Source organism: Mesorhizobium loti (genome assembly GCA_014189435.1).
Taxonomy (GTDB): Bacteria; Pseudomonadota; Alphaproteobacteria; order Rhizobiales; family Rhizobiaceae; genus Mesorhizobium; species Mesorhizobium loti_G.
In genome coordinates this window covers 5,588,048-5,604,339 of the sequence record CP050293.1, presented here as the reverse complement: position 1 = coordinate 5,604,339, position 16,292 = coordinate 5,588,048, and the positions used below count along the sequence as shown (strand labels likewise).

The window sequence follows — 16,292 nt, the reverse complement described above, 5'->3', positions numbered from 1 at the left end:
ACACGGCCAGAATGGGAGACAGTTCATGGCACACGCAGAAACCGACGCGATCAAATTCGCCTACTGGGTGCCCAATGTTTCGGGCGGCCTGGTGATCTCCAACATCGAGCAGCGCACCAACCATTCGGCCGAATACAACCGCAAGCTGGCGCAGATCGCCGAGAAGTCCGGCTTCGACTACGCGCTCAGCCAGATCCGTTTCACCGCCGGCTACGGCGCCGACGAACAGCATGAATCGGTGGCGTTCAGCCATGATCTGCTGGCGGCGACCACGACGCTCAAGGTCATCGCAGCGATCCTGCCCGGACCGTGGAACCCGGCGCTGGCGGCAAAGCAGATCGCCACCATCAGCTACCTGACCAATGGCCGCGTCGCGATCAACCTCGTCTCCGGCTGGTTCCGTGGCGAGTTCCACGCCATCGGCGAGCATTGGCTCGATCATGACGAGCGCTATCGCCGCTCGGAGGAATTCATCCGGGCACTGCGCGGAATCTGGACGGAAGACAGCTTCACTTTCCGCGGCGATTTCTATCGCTTCAATGAATATTCGCTGAAGCCGAAGCCACCGCAACCGCTGCCCGAAATCTTCCAGGGCGGTTCATCGCGGGCCGCGCGAGACATGGCATCGCGGGTTTCGGACTGGTATTTCACCAACGGCAACACACCCACCGAGATTGCCAAGCAGGTCGACGATATCAGGGCCAAGGCGAAGGCCAACAACCATTCCGTCAAGGTCGGCGTCAACGCTTTTGCGGTCGTTCGCGAGGCCGAGGACGAGGCCAGGGCGGTGCTCGCCGAAATCATCGTCAAGGCCAATCCCGAGGCGGTAAACGCCTTTGGCCACGAGGTGAAGAATGCCGGCAAGGCTTCGCCGGAGGGTGAGGGCAATTGGGCGAAATCCTCCTTCGACGATCTGGTCCAGTACAATGACGGCTTCCGCTCGAACCTGATCGGCACGCCAAGGCAAGTCGCCGAGCGCATCGTTGACCTGAAGCGCGCAGGCGCCGATCTCATCCTGCTCGGCTTCCTGCACTTCCAGGAAGAGGTCGAGTATTTCGGCAAGCATGTCATTCCGCTCGTCCGCGAGTTGGAAAACGCCGAGCAGGCAGCGTCGCTGGCGGCGGAGTAGTCACCCCCCACCGGCTGGCCGGACAGGTTCCGGCCGGCACACGAAATGAAAGCCACCCGGCGCGCTCGAGCCATCGAGCCGCAATGGGAATTTGCGCGCCTGCTGAAGCAATCGAGGACGATTGGAATGCCTCTGCCCAGTTATACGCTCGGAGTGATGGAGGCTTCCGCCTATGCGCCGGAGGTCTTTGCGCGCGGCCTGCCGTCAAGCCCGCTGGAGCAGCAGCCCGAAGCCGACGGTGAGCCGATCGGCTCCGTTGACGGCGTCGCCTCTGCATTGCTTTCGCTTCAGAGCATCAGCCTGTCGTTTGGTGGCGTCGTGGCACTGGCCGATATCGATCTGTCGGTTCTATCAGGAGAGATCCGCGCCATCATCGGCCCGAATGGCGCCGGCAAGAGTTCGCTGATCAACGTCATCAGCGGCGTCTACCGGCCGGATCGCGGCCATGTCCAGCTCGACGGCACTTTCTATGCCCAGGTGCCGACGCAGCGGCTGGCGCATCTCGGCGTCGCCAGGACCTTCCAGAACCTTGCGCTGTTCAAAGGCCTCAGCGTCCTCGACAATGTCGCTTCCGGCCTCGCTTACAAGGTCCGCTCCAACTTTGCCGGCCAGGTGCTCGGCATCGGCCGCTCGCGCGGCGAGCAGCGCGACTCGCGCAGCCGCGCCGAACAAATCCTCGAATTCCTCCACCTCACCCATGTTCGCGATCGTCTAGTCGGCACACTGCCTTACGGGCTGCAGAAGCGGGTCGAACTGGCTCGTGCACTGGTCGCTGAGCCGCGCCTGCTTTTGCTCGACGAGCCGATGGCCGGCATGACGGCAAGCGAAAAGAGCGAGATGGCGGGTTTCGTCCGCGCCGCGCGCGACCGCTTCGCCACCACCGTCGTGCTGATCGAGCACGATGTCGGCGTCGTCATGGGCCTGTCCGACCGCATCGCCGTTCTCGACTACGGCCGCAAGATCGCCGACGCCACGCCCGACGAAGTCAGGAACGACCAGCGCGTCATCGATGCCTATCTCGGCGTCGCCTCGGACAATGAGGACGGGGCAGGCATATGATCGCCGATTTCGACTACCAGTTCTTCATCGAAGTGCTCGTCGGCGGCCTGCTCTCCGGCGTCATGTATTCGCTGGTCGCGATCGGCTTCGTGCTGATCTACAAGACCTCGGGCGTGCTCAACTTCGCGCAAGGCGCGATGCTGCTGTTCGCGGCACTCACCTTCGTCAGCCTTGTCGAGCGCGGCATTCCGTTCGCGCTGGCGCTGGTGGTCACCTTCGCCATCATGGTGGCGATGGGTGTCGCCATCGAGCGCACTGTGCTGCGGCCGCTGACCAACAAGCCGCCGATCACGCTGTTCATGGCGACGCTCGGCCTGTCCTACATCATCGAGGGCGCCGCCCAGCTGATCTGGGGCACGCAGGTCCATGGCCTCGACCTCGGCATCGAGGACGTGCCGCTCGAAGTTGGCGGCGTGCTGATCAGCCAGTTCGACATCTTCGCGGCTGTGGTTGCGGCAGGCATGGTTCTCCTGCTGTCGCTGTTCTTCCGCTACACCCGCATCGGCCTCTCCTTTCGCGCCGTCGCCGACGACCAGTTCGCAGCCCTTGCGGTCGGCCTCAGGCTGCCCTTGATCTGGGCCACCGTCTGGGCTGCTGCCGGCCTCGTCGCGCTGGTGGCCGGACTGCTCTGGGGCGCACGCCTCGGCGTGCAGTTCTCGCTGTCGCTGGTGGTGCTGAAGGCGCTGCCGGTGCTGGTGCTGGGCGGCTTCGATTCCATCCTCGGCGCCATCGTCGGCGGCCTCTTGATCGGCGCCAGCGAGAAGCTCGCCGAGGTCTATATCGGCGACTATTTCGGCGGCGGCATAGAGAGCTGGTTCGCCTATGTCGTCGCGCTCGTCTTCCTGCTCATCCGTCCTTCCGGCCTGTTCGGCCAGAAGCTTGTCGAGAGGATCTGAGCGATGACCGCCATAACAAGCGATTTCTCCTCCGCGCCGGTGCTGCCCAAATGGGTCGTGCCCGTGCTGCTGCTCGCCTTCGCCTATGGCGTCGTGCCGTTGATCGGCTCGAGCTATCTGTTCGAAGCCATCCTGCTGCCGTTCCTGGCGCTCAGCCTCGCTGGCGTGGGCTTGAACATCCTCACCGGCTACGCCGGCCAGGTTTCGCTTGGCAGTGCCGCCTTCATGGCGGCCGGCGCCTTCGCCGCCTACAATTTCAACCTGCGCGTCGAAGGGTTGCCGCTGATCGGCAGCATCTTCCTGGCCGGCATCGTCGCCGCCGCGATCGGCATCGTCTTCGGCCTGCCCAGCTTGCGACTGAAGGGTTTTTATCTCGCGGTCTCGACGCTTGCCGCGCAGTTCTTCGTGCAATGGGCGCTGACCAAGTTCAGCTGGTTCTCCAACAACTCGGCGTCCGGCGTCATCGATGCGCCGAGGCTGTCGATTTCAGGCTTCGCGCTCGACGGCGCCATCGGCCGCTATCTCTTCGCGCTGACCATCGTCAGCATCCTGACTTTCCTTGCCCACCGGCTGGTCACGTCGCAGACCGGCCGCAACTTCATCGCCATCCGCGACAATGAAACCGCCGCTCGCATCATCGGCATCCCGGTGCTGAAGACCAAGCTGCTGGCTTTCGCCATCTCGTCCTTCATCATCGGCGTTGCCGGCGTCATCTGGGCCTTCGCCTATCTGCGGACCGTCGAGCCGGATGGCTTCGATCTCGACCGGTCGTTCCAGATCCTGTTCATCATCATCATTGGTGGCCTGGCCTCGATCCGTGGCGCCTTCTTCGGCGCCGCCCTCATCGTGGTCTTTCCGCTTGGCTTGTCTCGCCTCGGCGGCTTCCTGCTCGGCGATCTCTTCGACTCGGGCGTGCTCGACATGAGCCAGCGCATCGTGCTGGGCGCGCTCATCATCCTGTTTCTGATCCTCGAACCCGACGGGCTGGTAGCGCTGTGGGACAGGATCCGAAGACGGCTCCTGTTCGCCTGGCAGTCGACCTGAGCCCCATGCATCCACTCCGAACTGACATTTGAAAATGAGCCAGAGGCCGAACCCAAGACGGCCCATACCGGGAGTACTCTAACCATGACTTTCCTCAGCACAATCAAGGCGGCGGCGCTGTCCGCGGCGATGATCGTGTCGGTGGCCTTGCCCGCCGCGCATGCCGACGAACAATATTTCCCGCTGCAGAGCTATCGCGTCGGACCGTACGCGGCCGGCGGCACCGGCTTCTTCGGCGGCTTCATCGATTACCTCAACCTCATCAACATCCGCGACGGCGGCGTCAACGGCGTCAAGCTGACCTGGGACGAGTGCGAGACCCAGTATGAGGTCGAGCGCGGCGTCGAATGCTACGAGCGGCAGAAGAGCCATGCGGGTGCTGCCGCCTGGAACCCGCTTTCGGTCGGCATCGCCTATGCCATGATCGACCGCATCACCGCCGACAAGGTGCCGCTGATCACCGTTAACCACGGCCGCACTGACTCGACCGACGGACGTGTCTTCCCTTACGTCTTCCCGCTGCTGCTCAACCCCTACAGCGAAACCTCGGGCATCGTGAACTACATCGCCTCCAAGGAAGGCGGCATCGACAGACTGAAGGGCAAGAAGATCGTCGTGCTCTATCACGGCTCGCCCTACGGCAAGGAGACCATCCCGATCTATGAGCTGCTGGCGCAGAAATACGGCTTCACCGTGCAGCAGATCGAGGTGCCGCATCCCGGCAATGAGCAGCAGTCGCAGTGGCTGACCATCCGCCGCGCCAAGCCGGACTTCGTCGTCCTGCGCGGCTGGGGCGTGATGAACCCGGTGGCGTTGAAGACGGCGGTGAAAGTCGGCTTCCCCGTCGACCATATCGTCGGCAATGTCTGGTCGAATTCCGAAGAGGACGTCATCCCCGCCGGCGACGCCGCCAAGGGCTACACCGCCATCACCACCCAGGCTTCCGGCAACTCCTACCCGGTGGTGCAGGAGATCGTGAAGACGGTCTACGGCGCCGGCAAGGGCAATCTGGAAGACAAGGCGCGCATCGGCTCGGTCTACCACAATCTCGGCATCGTCAACGGCATCCTCAATGTCGAGGCGATCCGCGTCGCGCAGGAGAAGTTCGGCCACCGCACGCTGACCGGCGACGAGGTCCGCTGGGGCTTCGAGCATCTCAAGCTCGATCCGGCCAAGGTCGAGGCGCTCGGCGCCAAGGACCTGTTCCACTCGATCAATGTCAGCTGGGACAACCATGAAGGCGAAGGCTACGTGACCTTCCAGCAATGGGACGGCAAGAAGTGGAACGTCGTCTCCGACTGGATCGCGCCGGACTGGGCGCTGCTGCGGCCGATCATCGAGAAGTCCGCCGAGGCCTATGCGGCCGAAAAGGGCATCAAGCTGCGCACGGCTGACGACGCCGACGCCGTGACCACAAACTGATCAGCCAAGGCCTGGCGCTGCGGATCGGGTTCCGCGGCGCCAGGCCTGTTTCGGTTCATCGAACCACGGAAATGAGAGCCCATGCCGGACAATGACGTCATTCTTGCCGTGGATACGGTCCATGCCACCTACAACCACGCCATCACGGCGCTGCACGGCGTCAGCTTCGAGCTTCGGCGCGGCCATATCCTGGCGCTGCTCGGCGCCAATGGCGCCGGCAAGACCACGACGCTGAAGGCTGTCTCCAACCTGCTGCCGGCGGAACGCGGGCAGGTCAATTCCGGCACCATCCGCTATGAAGGCTCGGATGTCTCGCGCCGCAAGCCGGGCGATCTCGTGCGTGCCGGGCTGGTGCAGGTGCTGGAAGGGCGCCACTGCTTCAAGAGCCTCACCGTCGAGGAGAACCTGATCGCCGGCGGCATCGGCCGCAGCGGCAGCCGCGCCGAGATCAATCAAGACCTCGAGCGGATTTACGGCTATTTCCCGAGGCTCAGGGAAAAGCGCCGGACATTGTCCGGCCTGACTTCGGGCGGCGAACAGCAGATGACGGCGATCGGCCGGGCGCTGATGTCGCGGCCGCGCCTGCTGGTTCTCGACGAACCGTCGATGGGGCTCGCCCCGCTCATCGTCCAGGACATCTTCCAGAGCTTGAGAAAACTCAACCGCGAGACCGGCCTGTCGATCCTGGTCGCCGAGCAGAACTCGGCGGTGGCGCTCAGATACGCCGACCACGCCACGGTGCTGGAAAACGGCGTCTCCGTCCTCTCTGGCGCGGCTGCCGAGCTTCGCCAGCGCGAGGACGTCAGGGCCTTTTATCTCGGGCAGCAGGCATCGCCTGCCGCCAAGCCAGCCCATCTCCATGCCGTGGCCTGAAACGAAATCCGAAGGAGCATTGAAATGACCGTTTCGACCGTCAAGACCGACCACGCTTCCGCCGCCGTGCCGCCAGTCGCGCGGCCAACCGCCCCGGCGCATATCATCAAGGATGACGCCGAGGCGATTGCCATCGCTCACGCGCTCGCTGCCGAATTCGTCAAGGACTCCTCCAAACGCGACCGCGAGCGGATCTGGCCGGTTGCCGAACTCGATGCATTCTCGCAAAGCGGCCTATGGTCGATCAATGTGCCCAGAGCTTTTGGCGGGCCGGAGGTGTCCTATGCGACGCTGGCGAAGGTGATCGAGATCATCTCGGCCGCCGATTCCTCGATCGGCCAGATTGCCCAGAACCATCTCGGCGTCGTCGCCGCCATCCGCACCGTGTCCGAAGCCGATCAGCAGAAGCTGCTGTTCGCCGAAGCGCTGAAGGGCACCCGGTTCGGCAACGCCTTCTCCGAATTCGGTTCCAAGCGCGCCGCCGATTTCGAGACCCGCTTCACCGATGCCGGCGATCATGTCGTCGTCAACGGCCGGAAATTCTATTCGTCCGGCGCGCTGCTTGCCCATCTGGTGCCGATCGTGGCGCTCGATGACGAGGGCCGCGCCTGGTATGCGATCGCCGACCGCGGCGCACCCGGCCTGACGGTCATCGACGATTGGTCGAGCTTCGGCCAGCGCACGACACTGTCCGGCACCGTCATCATCGACAATGTCAAAGTGCCGAAGACGCATCTGGTGCCAGGCTACAAGGGCTACGACAAGCCGACCGCCGACGGCGCCATCTTCCAGATCATCCAGGTGGCGGTCGACACCGGCATCGCCCAGGCGGCGATCGACGAGACGGTTCACTTCGTCAGGACCAGGAGCCGCGCCTGGATCGACAGCGGCGTCGACAATGCCTGGGACGATCCCTACACCATCCAGGCCATCGGCGATCTGACGCTGCGTTTGCACGCGGCGCAGGCGTTGCTGGAAAAGGCCGGCCTGGCAATCGACCGCGCGGTGGCCGAGCCGACCGCCGAGACGGTGGCGCATGCACAGATCGTCACCGCCGAGGCAAAAATCCTGTCGACCGAGATCGCTATCGCCGCCACCAACAAGCTGTTTGAGCTAGCGGGAACCCGCTCGACGCTGGCCGAACACAATCTCGACCGGCATTGGCGCAACGCCCGTACCCACACGCTGCACGATCCGGTGCGCTGGAAGTATTCGATCCTCGGCAAATATTTCCTCAACGGCGAAAACCCGCCGCTGCACGCCTGGAGCTGATTTCCCACCGGCGGGCGGGCGGCCCGCCACGTCAAACCTTCGACTATCATTCCCAAGAGGCCCACTGCCATGTCAAATCCAACAGTCGTCGGCTTTTCCGGCAACATCACCCGGCCGTCAAAGACGCGCGCCTTCGTCGATCTGGTCACCAGGGACATCGCCGCCAGCCACGGCCTTTCGGCGAGCACCTATGACATCGAAGATCTCGGTCCGTCGCTGGGAACGGCGAAATGGGCCCGCGATCTCGACGGCCAGGCGCGCGCGATCCTGGAACAGATCCTCGCCGCCGACGTCCTCGTCGTCGGCTCGCCGACCTACAAGGGCAGCTATACCGGTCTGTTCAAGCATTTCTTCGACCTGATCGATCCGGCGGCATTGCGGGGAAAGCCCGTCGTGTTGACGGCGACCGGCGGTGGCGAGCGCCATGCCTTGATCGTCGAACATCAGCTGCGGCCGCTGTTCGGCTTCTTCGAGGCCTTTGCCCTGCCGACCGCCGTCTACGCCACCGACAAGGATTTCACCGACGGGGTGTTGCGCTCGGAGGCCATCCTGAAGCGTGCGGCGCAAGCGGTCGACGAGGTCGGCTTCGTGTTGGCCAACCGCTCGGCCGGCAGGATCGCCGCCGAATAACTTGCCGGCAGCGGATTGCGCCGCGATCGAAATAGGCGAGGGCAGTGCCCTCGCTTACGCGCAATTTACGACCGCCCGCTAAAAACGTTCCTGTCTGATTCGTCTGGGACAGGAACGTCATGAGCAAAGCCCTCACATCCTTCGCACTCGTCGCCGTGCTGACGGCCTTGCTCATGGCGTTGAGCCTGGCTGTCGCCAGGCACGGCTATCCCTATGGCGCGATCGGCGTCAGGCGCCTTGACGGCATTGCCGATGCCGGCGTGTTCATCCCGATTGCCGCCGTCTATTTCTTCAGCGCGATGCTGATGATGATCCTGCCGATCAGGGCGGCCGGCATCGTCCTGACTCATACCGCCGACGCCCTCTTCTGGACCGTGATCGCGCTGTTTGCGACCATCGTCGGCTGTCTGGTCGCCAGATGGGCTTTCGGCCAGGGCAGCGCCGTGTGGGCATTGCTGAACTGGCGGTTCCTGTTTGCGGCGGCGATCGTCGGTTGTCACTTCGTCATGAACGAGCTGCGCCGCAACGTGCTGCTGCGCAGCCTGTTCTTCGTGGTGTTCGCCGCCGCGACACTGGCCTGCCTGTTCTGGTCGTTCTCGCTCTAGCAAAAGCGACTGCTCGCCTTGCCGGCCGCACCCTTTACCTGCGACGCGGTTGAACGCGTCGCAGGTAGCCCAGGCTAGTCGTCGTGTCTCCATTCCTAGCCCAACTTGGGCAGGAGAATGAAAACCGTCCAGCATTCGTTTCAACGGGACGATTTGCGTAAATTTACAATCCGCGCTGCCGCCGCTCCGTTAGTTTGGTTCCATTGAACAAAACAGGAGCTGCGAAATGAACCGCCGCGGATCTGCGATAAGCCTCATCGCAACAGCGCTTCTCGGCAGCCTCACCAATCGTCGCGCCTTCTCACAGAGGAGAACACCACAATGGCCAAGCCAGCCCCGTTCAAGATTGCCATTTCCGATGACCAACTCGCCGATCTAAAGGCGCGCCTGCAACACACCCGTTGGCCGGACGAGCCCGCCGGAGCAGGATGGATGACTGGTACAAATCTCGATTACATGAAGAGACTGACCGACTATTGGCTCCATGAATATGATTGGCGAAAGGCCGAAGCGAGCCTGAACGCGTTGCCGAACTACAAGGTCAATATTGAGGGGATTGACCTGCATTTCGTCCATCGACCGTCACGAAAGAAGGGCGCGACGGCAATCCTCTTGCTTCATGGCTGGCCGGACAGTTTTTACCGGTACCACAAAGTCGTGGATGCGCTGGCGGAGGAATTTCACGTTGTCGTGCCCTCCATTCCGGGGTTTGGCTTCTCCGGCAAAACGGCTCTTCCCGCCGACAAGGTGGCCGACATTTTTGCCCGGCTCATGGATGATGTCCTGGGTTACCACCGCTTCATCGTGGCGGGCGGCGATCTGGGGTCGGTGATCGCCATGTCGCTGGCGCAGCGCCACGCGGACAAGCTTATTGGTTCCCATCTGACCGATGTGGGCTACCCGGACCAGACCACGGATTTTGGCGCCCTGAGCGGGCTGGAACAAGGTTATGCAGGGGCGATTCAACAATGGTTCTTCATGCATGGCGCCTTTAATCTTGTGCAGGCCACAAAGCCGCAAAGCCTTGCCTTCGCCATGAATGACTCGCCGGTAGGACTCGCGGCATGGATCATGAGCTTCATGGCCGGAATGGGGGTCGGCGATGATGCGGATGCCAGATTTGGTCGCGATGAGCTTTTGACCAACATCATGATCTACTGGCTGACGGAAACGGCCGCCTCATCGTTCCGCGTCTACAATCAAAACGCTATGCAGCCGCCTACGATCAAGGGGAAGAACACCAGGGTTCCGGTGGCGGTGGCGACTGAAGTGCCGATTCCAGGCGGAGTTCGCCTGCCCCGTGAATGGGCGGAGCGCCAGACCTCGGGAAATGTCGTGCAATTTCACGATATGGAAAAGGCAGGTCATTTCGCTGCGTGGGAGGATCCAGCGTTCTATGTCGAAGACATCAAGCAATTCGCTGCACTTGTTGCGAAATAGCTCAGCCGTGGGCGCTCGCCGGGCGAAAGGCTCGCCCGGCATCAGATCTTGTGAACCGCATCAAGGTTTGATGGCAACGAACCCATTATCTTCTTGATGGACCTGATCATGTGCGATTGATCCGTGTAGCCAAGGTCGAAAGCCACCGTTACGGCGCTATGACCGGCTTTCAAGCGCCGCACCGCTTCCTGCGCGCGACGGATCAGCTGAAAATCTTTCTGCGTAATGCCGGTGGTGTTTTTGAAATGCTGTTGTACCGAGCGTTTGGAGGCGGCTTTGGGTTTTTCGGTAAAGGCCCTGGCCACAACGTCGTTGGAAACGAGCAACCCTGCCACGATCATCCGATCGACAAGAGCTTCGGCGTTCAGAAATGTTGGGAGCGGCAGTTCAACTCCGTCGAGTAAAAATTCGTCTTCTTTTACATCTAGAAAACGGACGGTCGCGCCGGTTCGCACCTCTTTGTCGCGCGCAAGATAGACATGGGCGGCAAAGGAGATGACAACGGAGTGCTCACCTTCAACGTATGGCACTTCGACGGGCTCAGTTGCCTGCCCGCTTAGAAACATAACGGATTGACCATCCGGGGCGACGCTGCGGATCAGATCCCACGATCCGTCCGGTGTGGCCAGATAAATTCCGTCACTTAAACACACAGTTTGCCAGATCGTGTCGATCCAGGGATGGGAGGATGACCGGCTGGTGTGCTTTTGGACCATGATCGGCTCCGGTAAAACTGCGACGGCGATTCAAAAACGGCGCACCGGCTACAGAGTTGAATCCTTGCGCGACGGCGTCCAGCCCTTGCAACGGATTCTCTGAAGATCCAAACGCACCCTCTCCGAAGCGGAAGGGCGATTGGCTCAAGGGATTTCCGGCTGCGTATTAGCCGGCTAATTTGCTGATCCGGCGGCAATGTTGCGGGCCGCCGTTTCCATCCATGTCCAGAGATAGGCGGCAAGACCGCGGTCGACGTGGATGCGCAGTTTGTCTTCATGGCGATAGACGATGGCGCTGATGCCGGCAAAGGACAGTGCTGCACTGGCACTTGGCTTCGCGGGATCGAGTGTCGTTCCACGCATGATGAAAGCATCGAGCGCCGTGCCCTCGACCTCGAACACTTGCAGCCCGGCACTGATCGCCGTCACCGCGAACCCGTCTGCGTGCCAGCCCGTCGCGATGGCGAGCGGGCTGTCCGAGACGACGAGCAGCCGGTCGCGCGCCAGCCGCGCCGCGTAGCGATCGCCCTGCGCGGCACCAAAGGCGCCCACGCCGGTCCCATCGGCGCCCGAAACGCGTGCCCACGCGTCGAGGTCGCCGCTGACCAGCAACTGGTTGAGGTCGAGGACAGCTCGTATCGCGAGGCCCGGCGTGGCGATGATCGCGCCCTGCCAGTCCGGTGCAACGAACCATTTTTCCGCGAGATCACGCATGCAGCCGCTCTCCTGCCGGGTCGAAGGCGCAAGGGGCGGTAATCGTCGCCTTGCTGATCTTGCCGAGATGCTGGATGTCGATCGTCTCGCCATGGCGCGTCGCGCCGCGCTCGATCAGGCCGAGCGCAACCGGGCGGCCAAGCGTCGGGCTCTGGTAGCTCGAGGTGACAAAGCCCTGGCTGCGCAATCCGCCGTCGATCCGTTTGATGCCATGCGCGCCGGTCGGCAGCGGCGCTTCGCCTTGCGGCACCGCCAATCCGACAAGCTGCATGCGGTTGTCGCGCGAGGCCTCTTCGGTGAACAGCGAGCGGCGGCCGACGAACTCGGTCTGGCGCTTGGCGCGCGGACCGTCGACGCCGAGATCGTGCGGCAGCGTGGTGCCGTCAGTGTCCTTGCCGATGACGATAAAGCCTTTCTCGGCGCGCAGGATCATCAGCGCTTCGAGGCCGATGACGATGGCATCGAACGCCTGGCCGGCCTGGCGCAGTCGCGCCCATAGCGGCTCGGCTCGATCGGCACGGATCGAGATTTCGTAGCTCCTGTCGCCGGTGAAGCTGACGCGGGCGATGCGGACTTCGTCACCGGCATAGGTGCCATGACCGATCGCCATATGCGGCAGGTCGGCGTCGTCGAGCGAGAGACCGAGGTCCAGCGCTTCGAGCAGTTTTCGGGCGTTTGGCCCCGAGACGGTCAGCGTCGCCATGTCTGATGTAGCGTTGTGGATGTAGACGGCGCCGCGCCCGAAGCGGTCCTGGCGCCATTCCTCCAGCCGCGCATGGACGGCAGCTACATGCGAGGACGAGCACGACACGACGAAGCGATGCTCGTCCAGCCGCACCAGCACGCCGTCGTCGAAGACCACGCCATTCTCCGACAGCATGAAGCCGTAGCGGCAGCGCCCCGGTTTCAGCGTCGACATGGTGTTGTAGTAGAGGAAATCGACGAACGCCGCCGCCTGCGGTCCGATTACCTCGATCTTGCCGAGCGTCGAGCCATCGAACAGCGCCACAGATTGACGGGCGCGTAGCGCCTCGTCCGCGATCGAACGCTCCGCGTCAGTACTGCCGCCATAGTGGGCTGGGCGCAGCCAGCCGCCATATTCCTGGAAGACGGCGCCGCTGGAACGGTGGACGTTTTCGAGCGGCAGCCGGCGCACAGGCGCCATCAATTCGCCGACGCGCGCCCCGGCAAAGCTTGCCAACGGCACCGGCGTGAACGGCGGCCGATAGGTGGTGGTGCCGACCTCCGGCACCGTGCGGCCGGTGATACCGGCCATCAGCGCCAGGCCCGGCAGATTGGAGGTCTTGCCCTGGTCGGTCGCCATGCCGAGCGTGGTGTAGCGCTTCAGATGTTCGACCGAGACGAAGTTTTCGCGCGCCGCCAGTTCGACGTCCTTCACCGTCACGTCGTTCTGATAGTCGATCCAGATGCGTCCCTTCGAGCCCGGAATCGGCCATGCCGGGCGGATGCCGCCCGTCGCCTCCGGTCCGGTGCTGCGCGGTAGGGCAGCCTTCGTCTGGCCGAGCGATGCAACGGCGGTGCCGGCGCCAGCAAACACCTCCGACAAGGCGACCGCGCCGGCTGCGGCACCAACCACGGCGATGCCGTCGACCGGATCGCCGGGCAGGAAGGCCGCGCGCGCCTCGCTCCAGGCGAGCTTGCCCTTGGCCTGGCCGAAGAGATGAATGGTCGGCGTCCAGCCGCCGGAGATCAGCACACAATCGGCATCCAACCTGGAGCCGTCGTCGAGCGTCACGCCGTCGACGCGCAGTCTGCCGCTGGCGGAAGCCAGGGCGCGCCCTTTGATCAGCCGGACATTGGCGGGCGCGTTAGGCGTGCCGTTGCGCCGAATGTCCACAAGCGCAACGTCAGCCCCAGCCTCGGCGAGCGCGCCCGCAACTTCGTAAGCGCTGTCATTGTTGGTGGCGACGACGATGCGGCGGCCGACAAGTACGGCGTGGCGCCGGAGATAAGCGAGCGCCGCATCCGCCGACAGGATGCCCGGCAGGTCGTTATTGGCGAAAGGCAGCGGACGCTCGATGGCGCCGGTCGCCAGCACGATCCGGCGCGGCCTGACCCGCCACAGCGTATCCGGCCGGCCGTCGAAATGGCGCTGGTTCAGCCCGACCAGATTGTGGTCGTAAATGCCGAAGGCAGTGGTCGAAGGCAGGATCAGCTGGCCGGCCGAGCCAAGTGCTGCAACCGTCTCCGCAATCCAGGCCGCCGCCGGTTTGTCGTCGATCTCAGCGGCACGATGGCCAAGCGATCCGCCGGGGCTCTGCTGGTCGTCGACCAGTGTGACGGTCAGACCAGCGCCAGACGCCAGTCTTGCCGCCGCCAGCCCAGCCGGCCCCGCGCCCACCACCAGCACGTCGCAATGGTGGTTGACCTGGTCCGCCATGCCCGGCGAGGTCCAGTCGGCATCGACTTTGCCCAGCCCCGCCATGGCGCGGATGCGTGACTCGAACCTGTGCCAGTCCGGCCACATGAAAGTCTTGTAGTAGAACGCGGCCGGGATGAAGCGCGCAAAACGGTCGAGGAAGGCGTTGCGGTCGGTCAGCGCACTGGGCGTCGCGTTGACGCTTTTCGCCACCAGCCCGTCGCGCGCCGGCTCGGTCGTGGCCCGCGTGTTCGGCGTCGCCCGTGGGCCGCCAATATCGACCAGCGCGTTCGGTTCTTCCACGCCTGCGCCCCAGATGCCGCGCGGCCGGTGGTACTTGAAGCTGCGGCCGACGACCGCGACGTCACCCGCCAGCAGCGCCGAGGCGATGGTGTCGCCGGCAAAGCCTTGCACGGTGGCGCAGTCGAAGCTGAAACGGATCGGGCGCGACCGGTCGATGGCGCTGCCGCCGGTGGCAAGACGCGAGGCGGTCACGCGGCGTGCTCCCCGCCGAGAGCGGCCGAGGACAGCACCTTGTGGGTGACGGTGTCACGCTCCATGACGAAGAACTCGCCGCAGTTCATGTGAACCCAGATTTCGCGCGCCGTGCCTTTGGGGTTGGCGCGCAGATAGAGATAGTTTGCCCAGCGCTCGATCGGCACGTCGGCGCCGTCCGGCCGCGCATTGCCGGCATCCCCGCCAAAGTGGAACTCGGTCTCGTCACGCGGGCCGCAGAATGGGCAAGGAAAGAGTTGCATGATTGCCTCTGATCTTTGTCTCAGTGCGCGATGCCGGAGCCGGCCGCTTCGTCGATCAGCCGCCCGCTGGCGAAGCGATCGAGATCGAAGGGGCGGCTGATGTCGTTGTGTTTGCCCGACGCCAGCAATTGCGCCAGCAGTGTGCCGCCGGCGGGAATGGCCTTGAAGCCGCCCGTGCCCCAGCCGCAATTGAGGAACAGGCCGGGCAGCGGCGATTCGCCGATGATCGGCGAGGAGTCCGGCACGACGTCGACAATGCCCGCCCATTGCCGCATCAGCTTCAACTGGCCGAAGATCGGGAACATCTCAAGCAGGCCGGCAATCACCGCCTCCAGCGTCGGCAGATTGCCGCGTTGCGCATAGGAGGGGATGCGGTCGAGGCCGCCGCCGATGACGATCTCGCCCTTGTCCGACTGGCTGACATAGACGCCGCAGCCGGGCGAAAGCACCACCGTGTCGAGGATCGGCTTGACCGGCTCGGAAACACAGGCTTGTAGCGCGTAGGAATTGATCGGCAGCCGGAAGCCGGCCTTGGCCGCCAGCACCGAGGAATGCCCGGCCACCGCCATGCCGATGCGCTCGGCACGGATCGCGCCACGCGAAGTCTGGACGCCGCGGCAGCGGCCGCCCTCGATGATGAAATCGGTGATCTCGCAATTCTGGATGATGTCGACGCCGAGCCGGCTCGCCGCCCGCGCGTAACCCCAGGCGACCGCGTCATGGCGCGCCGTTCCGGCCCTGCCTTGCCAGATGCCGCCGAACACCGGGAAGCGTGCGTCCGGTGAAAAATTGTAGATCGGCGCCACCCGGCGCACATCGTCAGGTGAAAACAGCTCGGCATCGATGCCGTTGATCTGCATGGCGTTGACGGTGCGTGCGCCGATCTCCATCTCGGCGGTCGAGTGGCAGAGATTGACCATGCCGCGCTGTGACAGCATGACGTTGTAGTTCAGGTCTTTCGACAATCCCTCATAGAGCCGGTGCGCCAGCCCGTAGAGCTCGACGCTTGCCGGATAATAGTAGTTGGAGCGCACCACGGTGGTGTTGCGGCCGGTGTTGCCGCCGCCGATCCAACCTCTTTCCAGCACAGCTACTCTTGCGATGTTGTGGTTCTTGGCCAGGTAATAGGCGGTCGCCAGGCCATGGCCGCCGCCGCCAATGACGATCGCGTCATAGGACGGCTTCGGTTCTGGCGAGCGCCAGGCCGGCTGCCAGCCGGTCTGGCCGGCCAGGCCCTCCTTGAACAGCGACAGGGCGGAATAGCGTCGGGTCATGGCGTGCCGGACAGGCCTGATTTCGAGGGAGAAGCGTGGATCATCGCATGGTCTTTTACAGGGATGGCGCCGGTTCGATC

15 protein-coding genes are annotated in these 16,292 nt (G+C 63.7%); 10 read left to right on the top strand and 5 right to left on the bottom strand.

What is annotated here, in order from left to right; genetic code table 11:
- Positions 1 to 25 precede the first annotated feature (25 nt).
- The 10 genes from sfnG to HB777_26735 all read left to right on the top strand — a co-directional run bounded on the left by sfnG (position 26) and on the right by HB777_26735 (position 10,370).
- A complete protein-coding gene (gene sfnG / locus HB777_26780) occupies positions 26 to 1,129 on the top strand; it encodes a dimethyl sulfone monooxygenase SfnG (GenBank protein ID QND67172.1) in 1,104 nt (367 codons plus the stop codon).
- Between the two features lie 126 nt (positions 1,130 to 1,255).
- Positions 1,256 to 2,188 carry an ABC transporter ATP-binding protein gene (locus tag HB777_26775; protein QND67171.1) on the top strand — a complete coding sequence of 311 codons (933 nt, stop codon included), beginning with the start codon at positions 1,256 to 1,258 and terminating at the stop codon, positions 2,186 to 2,188.
- Positions 2,185 to 3,084, top strand: a complete 900-nt coding sequence (locus HB777_26770; protein QND67170.1) for a branched-chain amino acid ABC transporter permease — start codon at positions 2,185 to 2,187, stop codon at positions 3,082 to 3,084. The genes HB777_26775 and HB777_26770 overlap by 4 nt, the downstream gene beginning before the upstream one ends.
- 3 nt (positions 3,085 to 3,087) lie before the next feature.
- Positions 3,088 to 4,128, top strand: coding sequence for a branched-chain amino acid ABC transporter permease (locus HB777_26765; GenBank protein QND67169.1), 1,041 nt, complete (start codon positions 3,088 to 3,090; stop codon positions 4,126 to 4,128).
- A gap of 84 nt (positions 4,129 to 4,212) precedes the next feature.
- Positions 4,213 to 5,550, top strand: a complete 1,338-nt coding sequence (locus tag HB777_26760) for an ABC transporter substrate-binding protein (GenBank protein ID QND67168.1) — start codon at positions 4,213 to 4,215, stop codon at positions 5,548 to 5,550.
- Between the two features lie 81 nt (positions 5,551 to 5,631).
- On the top strand, positions 5,632 to 6,423 hold the full coding sequence (locus tag HB777_26755; protein ID QND67167.1) for an ABC transporter ATP-binding protein: 792 nt from the start codon (positions 5,632 to 5,634) through the stop codon (positions 6,421 to 6,423).
- A 24-nt stretch (positions 6,424 to 6,447) separates the two neighbouring features.
- Positions 6,448 to 7,695 carry an SfnB family sulfur acquisition oxidoreductase gene (locus tag HB777_26750; GenBank protein ID QND67166.1) on the top strand — a complete coding sequence of 416 codons (1,248 nt, stop codon included), beginning with the start codon at positions 6,448 to 6,450 and terminating at the stop codon, positions 7,693 to 7,695.
- A 69-nt stretch (positions 7,696 to 7,764) separates the two neighbouring features.
- Positions 7,765 to 8,325 carry an FMN reductase gene (gene msuE / locus HB777_26745; protein ID QND67165.1) on the top strand — a complete coding sequence of 187 codons (561 nt, stop codon included), beginning with the start codon at positions 7,765 to 7,767 and terminating at the stop codon, positions 8,323 to 8,325.
- A gap of 119 nt (positions 8,326 to 8,444) precedes the next feature.
- Entirely contained in the window at positions 8,445 to 8,930 is a 486-nt protein-coding gene (locus tag HB777_26740) for a hypothetical protein (protein ID QND67164.1), read from the top strand.
- Positions 8,931 to 9,251: 321 nt separating this feature from the next.
- Positions 9,252 to 10,370, top strand: a complete 1,119-nt coding sequence (locus HB777_26735; protein QND67163.1) for an epoxide hydrolase — start codon at positions 9,252 to 9,254, stop codon at positions 10,368 to 10,370.
- Positions 10,371 to 10,411: 41 nt separating this feature from the next.
- Here HB777_26735 and HB777_26730 read toward each other — a convergent pair whose 3' ends face one another.
- From HB777_26730 to HB777_26710, 5 genes are all read right to left on the bottom strand, one after another.
- The gene (locus tag HB777_26730) at positions 10,412 to 11,086 is read right to left on the bottom strand and encodes a helix-turn-helix domain-containing protein (GenBank protein QND67162.1); all 675 of its coding nucleotides are present in this window, start codon (positions 11,084 to 11,086) and stop codon (positions 10,412 to 10,414) included.
- Positions 11,087 to 11,260: 174 nt separating this feature from the next.
- Entirely contained in the window at positions 11,261 to 11,800 is a 540-nt protein-coding gene (locus tag HB777_26725) for a hypothetical protein (protein ID QND67161.1), read from the bottom strand.
- Entirely contained in the window at positions 11,793 to 14,675 is a 2,883-nt protein-coding gene (locus HB777_26720; protein QND67160.1) for a sarcosine oxidase subunit alpha family protein, read from the bottom strand. The genes HB777_26725 and HB777_26720 overlap by 8 nt, the downstream gene beginning before the upstream one ends.
- The gene (locus tag HB777_26715) at positions 14,672 to 14,938 is read right to left on the bottom strand and encodes a sarcosine oxidase subunit delta (GenBank protein QND67159.1); all 267 of its coding nucleotides are present in this window, start codon (positions 14,936 to 14,938) and stop codon (positions 14,672 to 14,674) included. Before HB777_26715 ends, HB777_26720 begins: the two co-directional genes overlap by 4 nt.
- Positions 14,939 to 14,958: 20 nt before the next feature.
- Positions 14,959 to 16,212 carry a sarcosine oxidase subunit beta gene (locus HB777_26710; protein ID QND67158.1) on the bottom strand — a complete coding sequence of 418 codons (1,254 nt, stop codon included), beginning with the start codon at positions 16,210 to 16,212 and terminating at the stop codon, positions 14,959 to 14,961.
- Positions 16,213 to 16,292 lie beyond the last annotated feature (80 nt).

Coding starts and splice junctions, on each gene's coding strand:
- sfnG (QND67172.1), top strand. CDS start 26: ATGGCACACGCAGAAACCGACGCGATCAAATTCGCCTACTGGGTGCCC.
- HB777_26775 (QND67171.1), top strand. CDS start 1,256: ATGCCTCTGCCCAGTTATACGCTCGGAGTGATGGAGGCTTCCGCCTAT.
- HB777_26770 (QND67170.1), top strand. CDS start 2,185: ATGATCGCCGATTTCGACTACCAGTTCTTCATCGAAGTGCTCGTCGGC.
- HB777_26765 (QND67169.1), top strand. CDS start 3,088: ATGACCGCCATAACAAGCGATTTCTCCTCCGCGCCGGTGCTGCCCAAA.
- HB777_26760 (QND67168.1), top strand. CDS start 4,213: ATGACTTTCCTCAGCACAATCAAGGCGGCGGCGCTGTCCGCGGCGATG.
- HB777_26755 (QND67167.1), top strand. CDS start 5,632: ATGCCGGACAATGACGTCATTCTTGCCGTGGATACGGTCCATGCCACC.
- HB777_26750 (QND67166.1), top strand. CDS start 6,448: ATGACCGTTTCGACCGTCAAGACCGACCACGCTTCCGCCGCCGTGCCG.
- msuE (QND67165.1), top strand. CDS start 7,765: ATGTCAAATCCAACAGTCGTCGGCTTTTCCGGCAACATCACCCGGCCG.
- HB777_26740 (QND67164.1), top strand. CDS start 8,445: ATGAGCAAAGCCCTCACATCCTTCGCACTCGTCGCCGTGCTGACGGCC.
- HB777_26735 (QND67163.1), top strand. CDS start 9,252: ATGGCCAAGCCAGCCCCGTTCAAGATTGCCATTTCCGATGACCAACTC.
- HB777_26730 (QND67162.1), bottom strand. CDS start 11,086: ATGGTCCAAAAGCACACCAGCCGGTCATCCTCCCATCCCTGGATCGAC.
- HB777_26725 (QND67161.1), bottom strand. CDS start 11,800: ATGCGTGATCTCGCGGAAAAATGGTTCGTTGCACCGGACTGGCAGGGC.
- HB777_26715 (QND67159.1), bottom strand. CDS start 14,938: ATGCAACTCTTTCCTTGCCCATTCTGCGGCCCGCGTGACGAGACCGAG.
- HB777_26710 (QND67158.1), bottom strand. CDS start 16,212: ATGACCCGACGCTATTCCGCCCTGTCGCTGTTCAAGGAGGGCCTGGCC.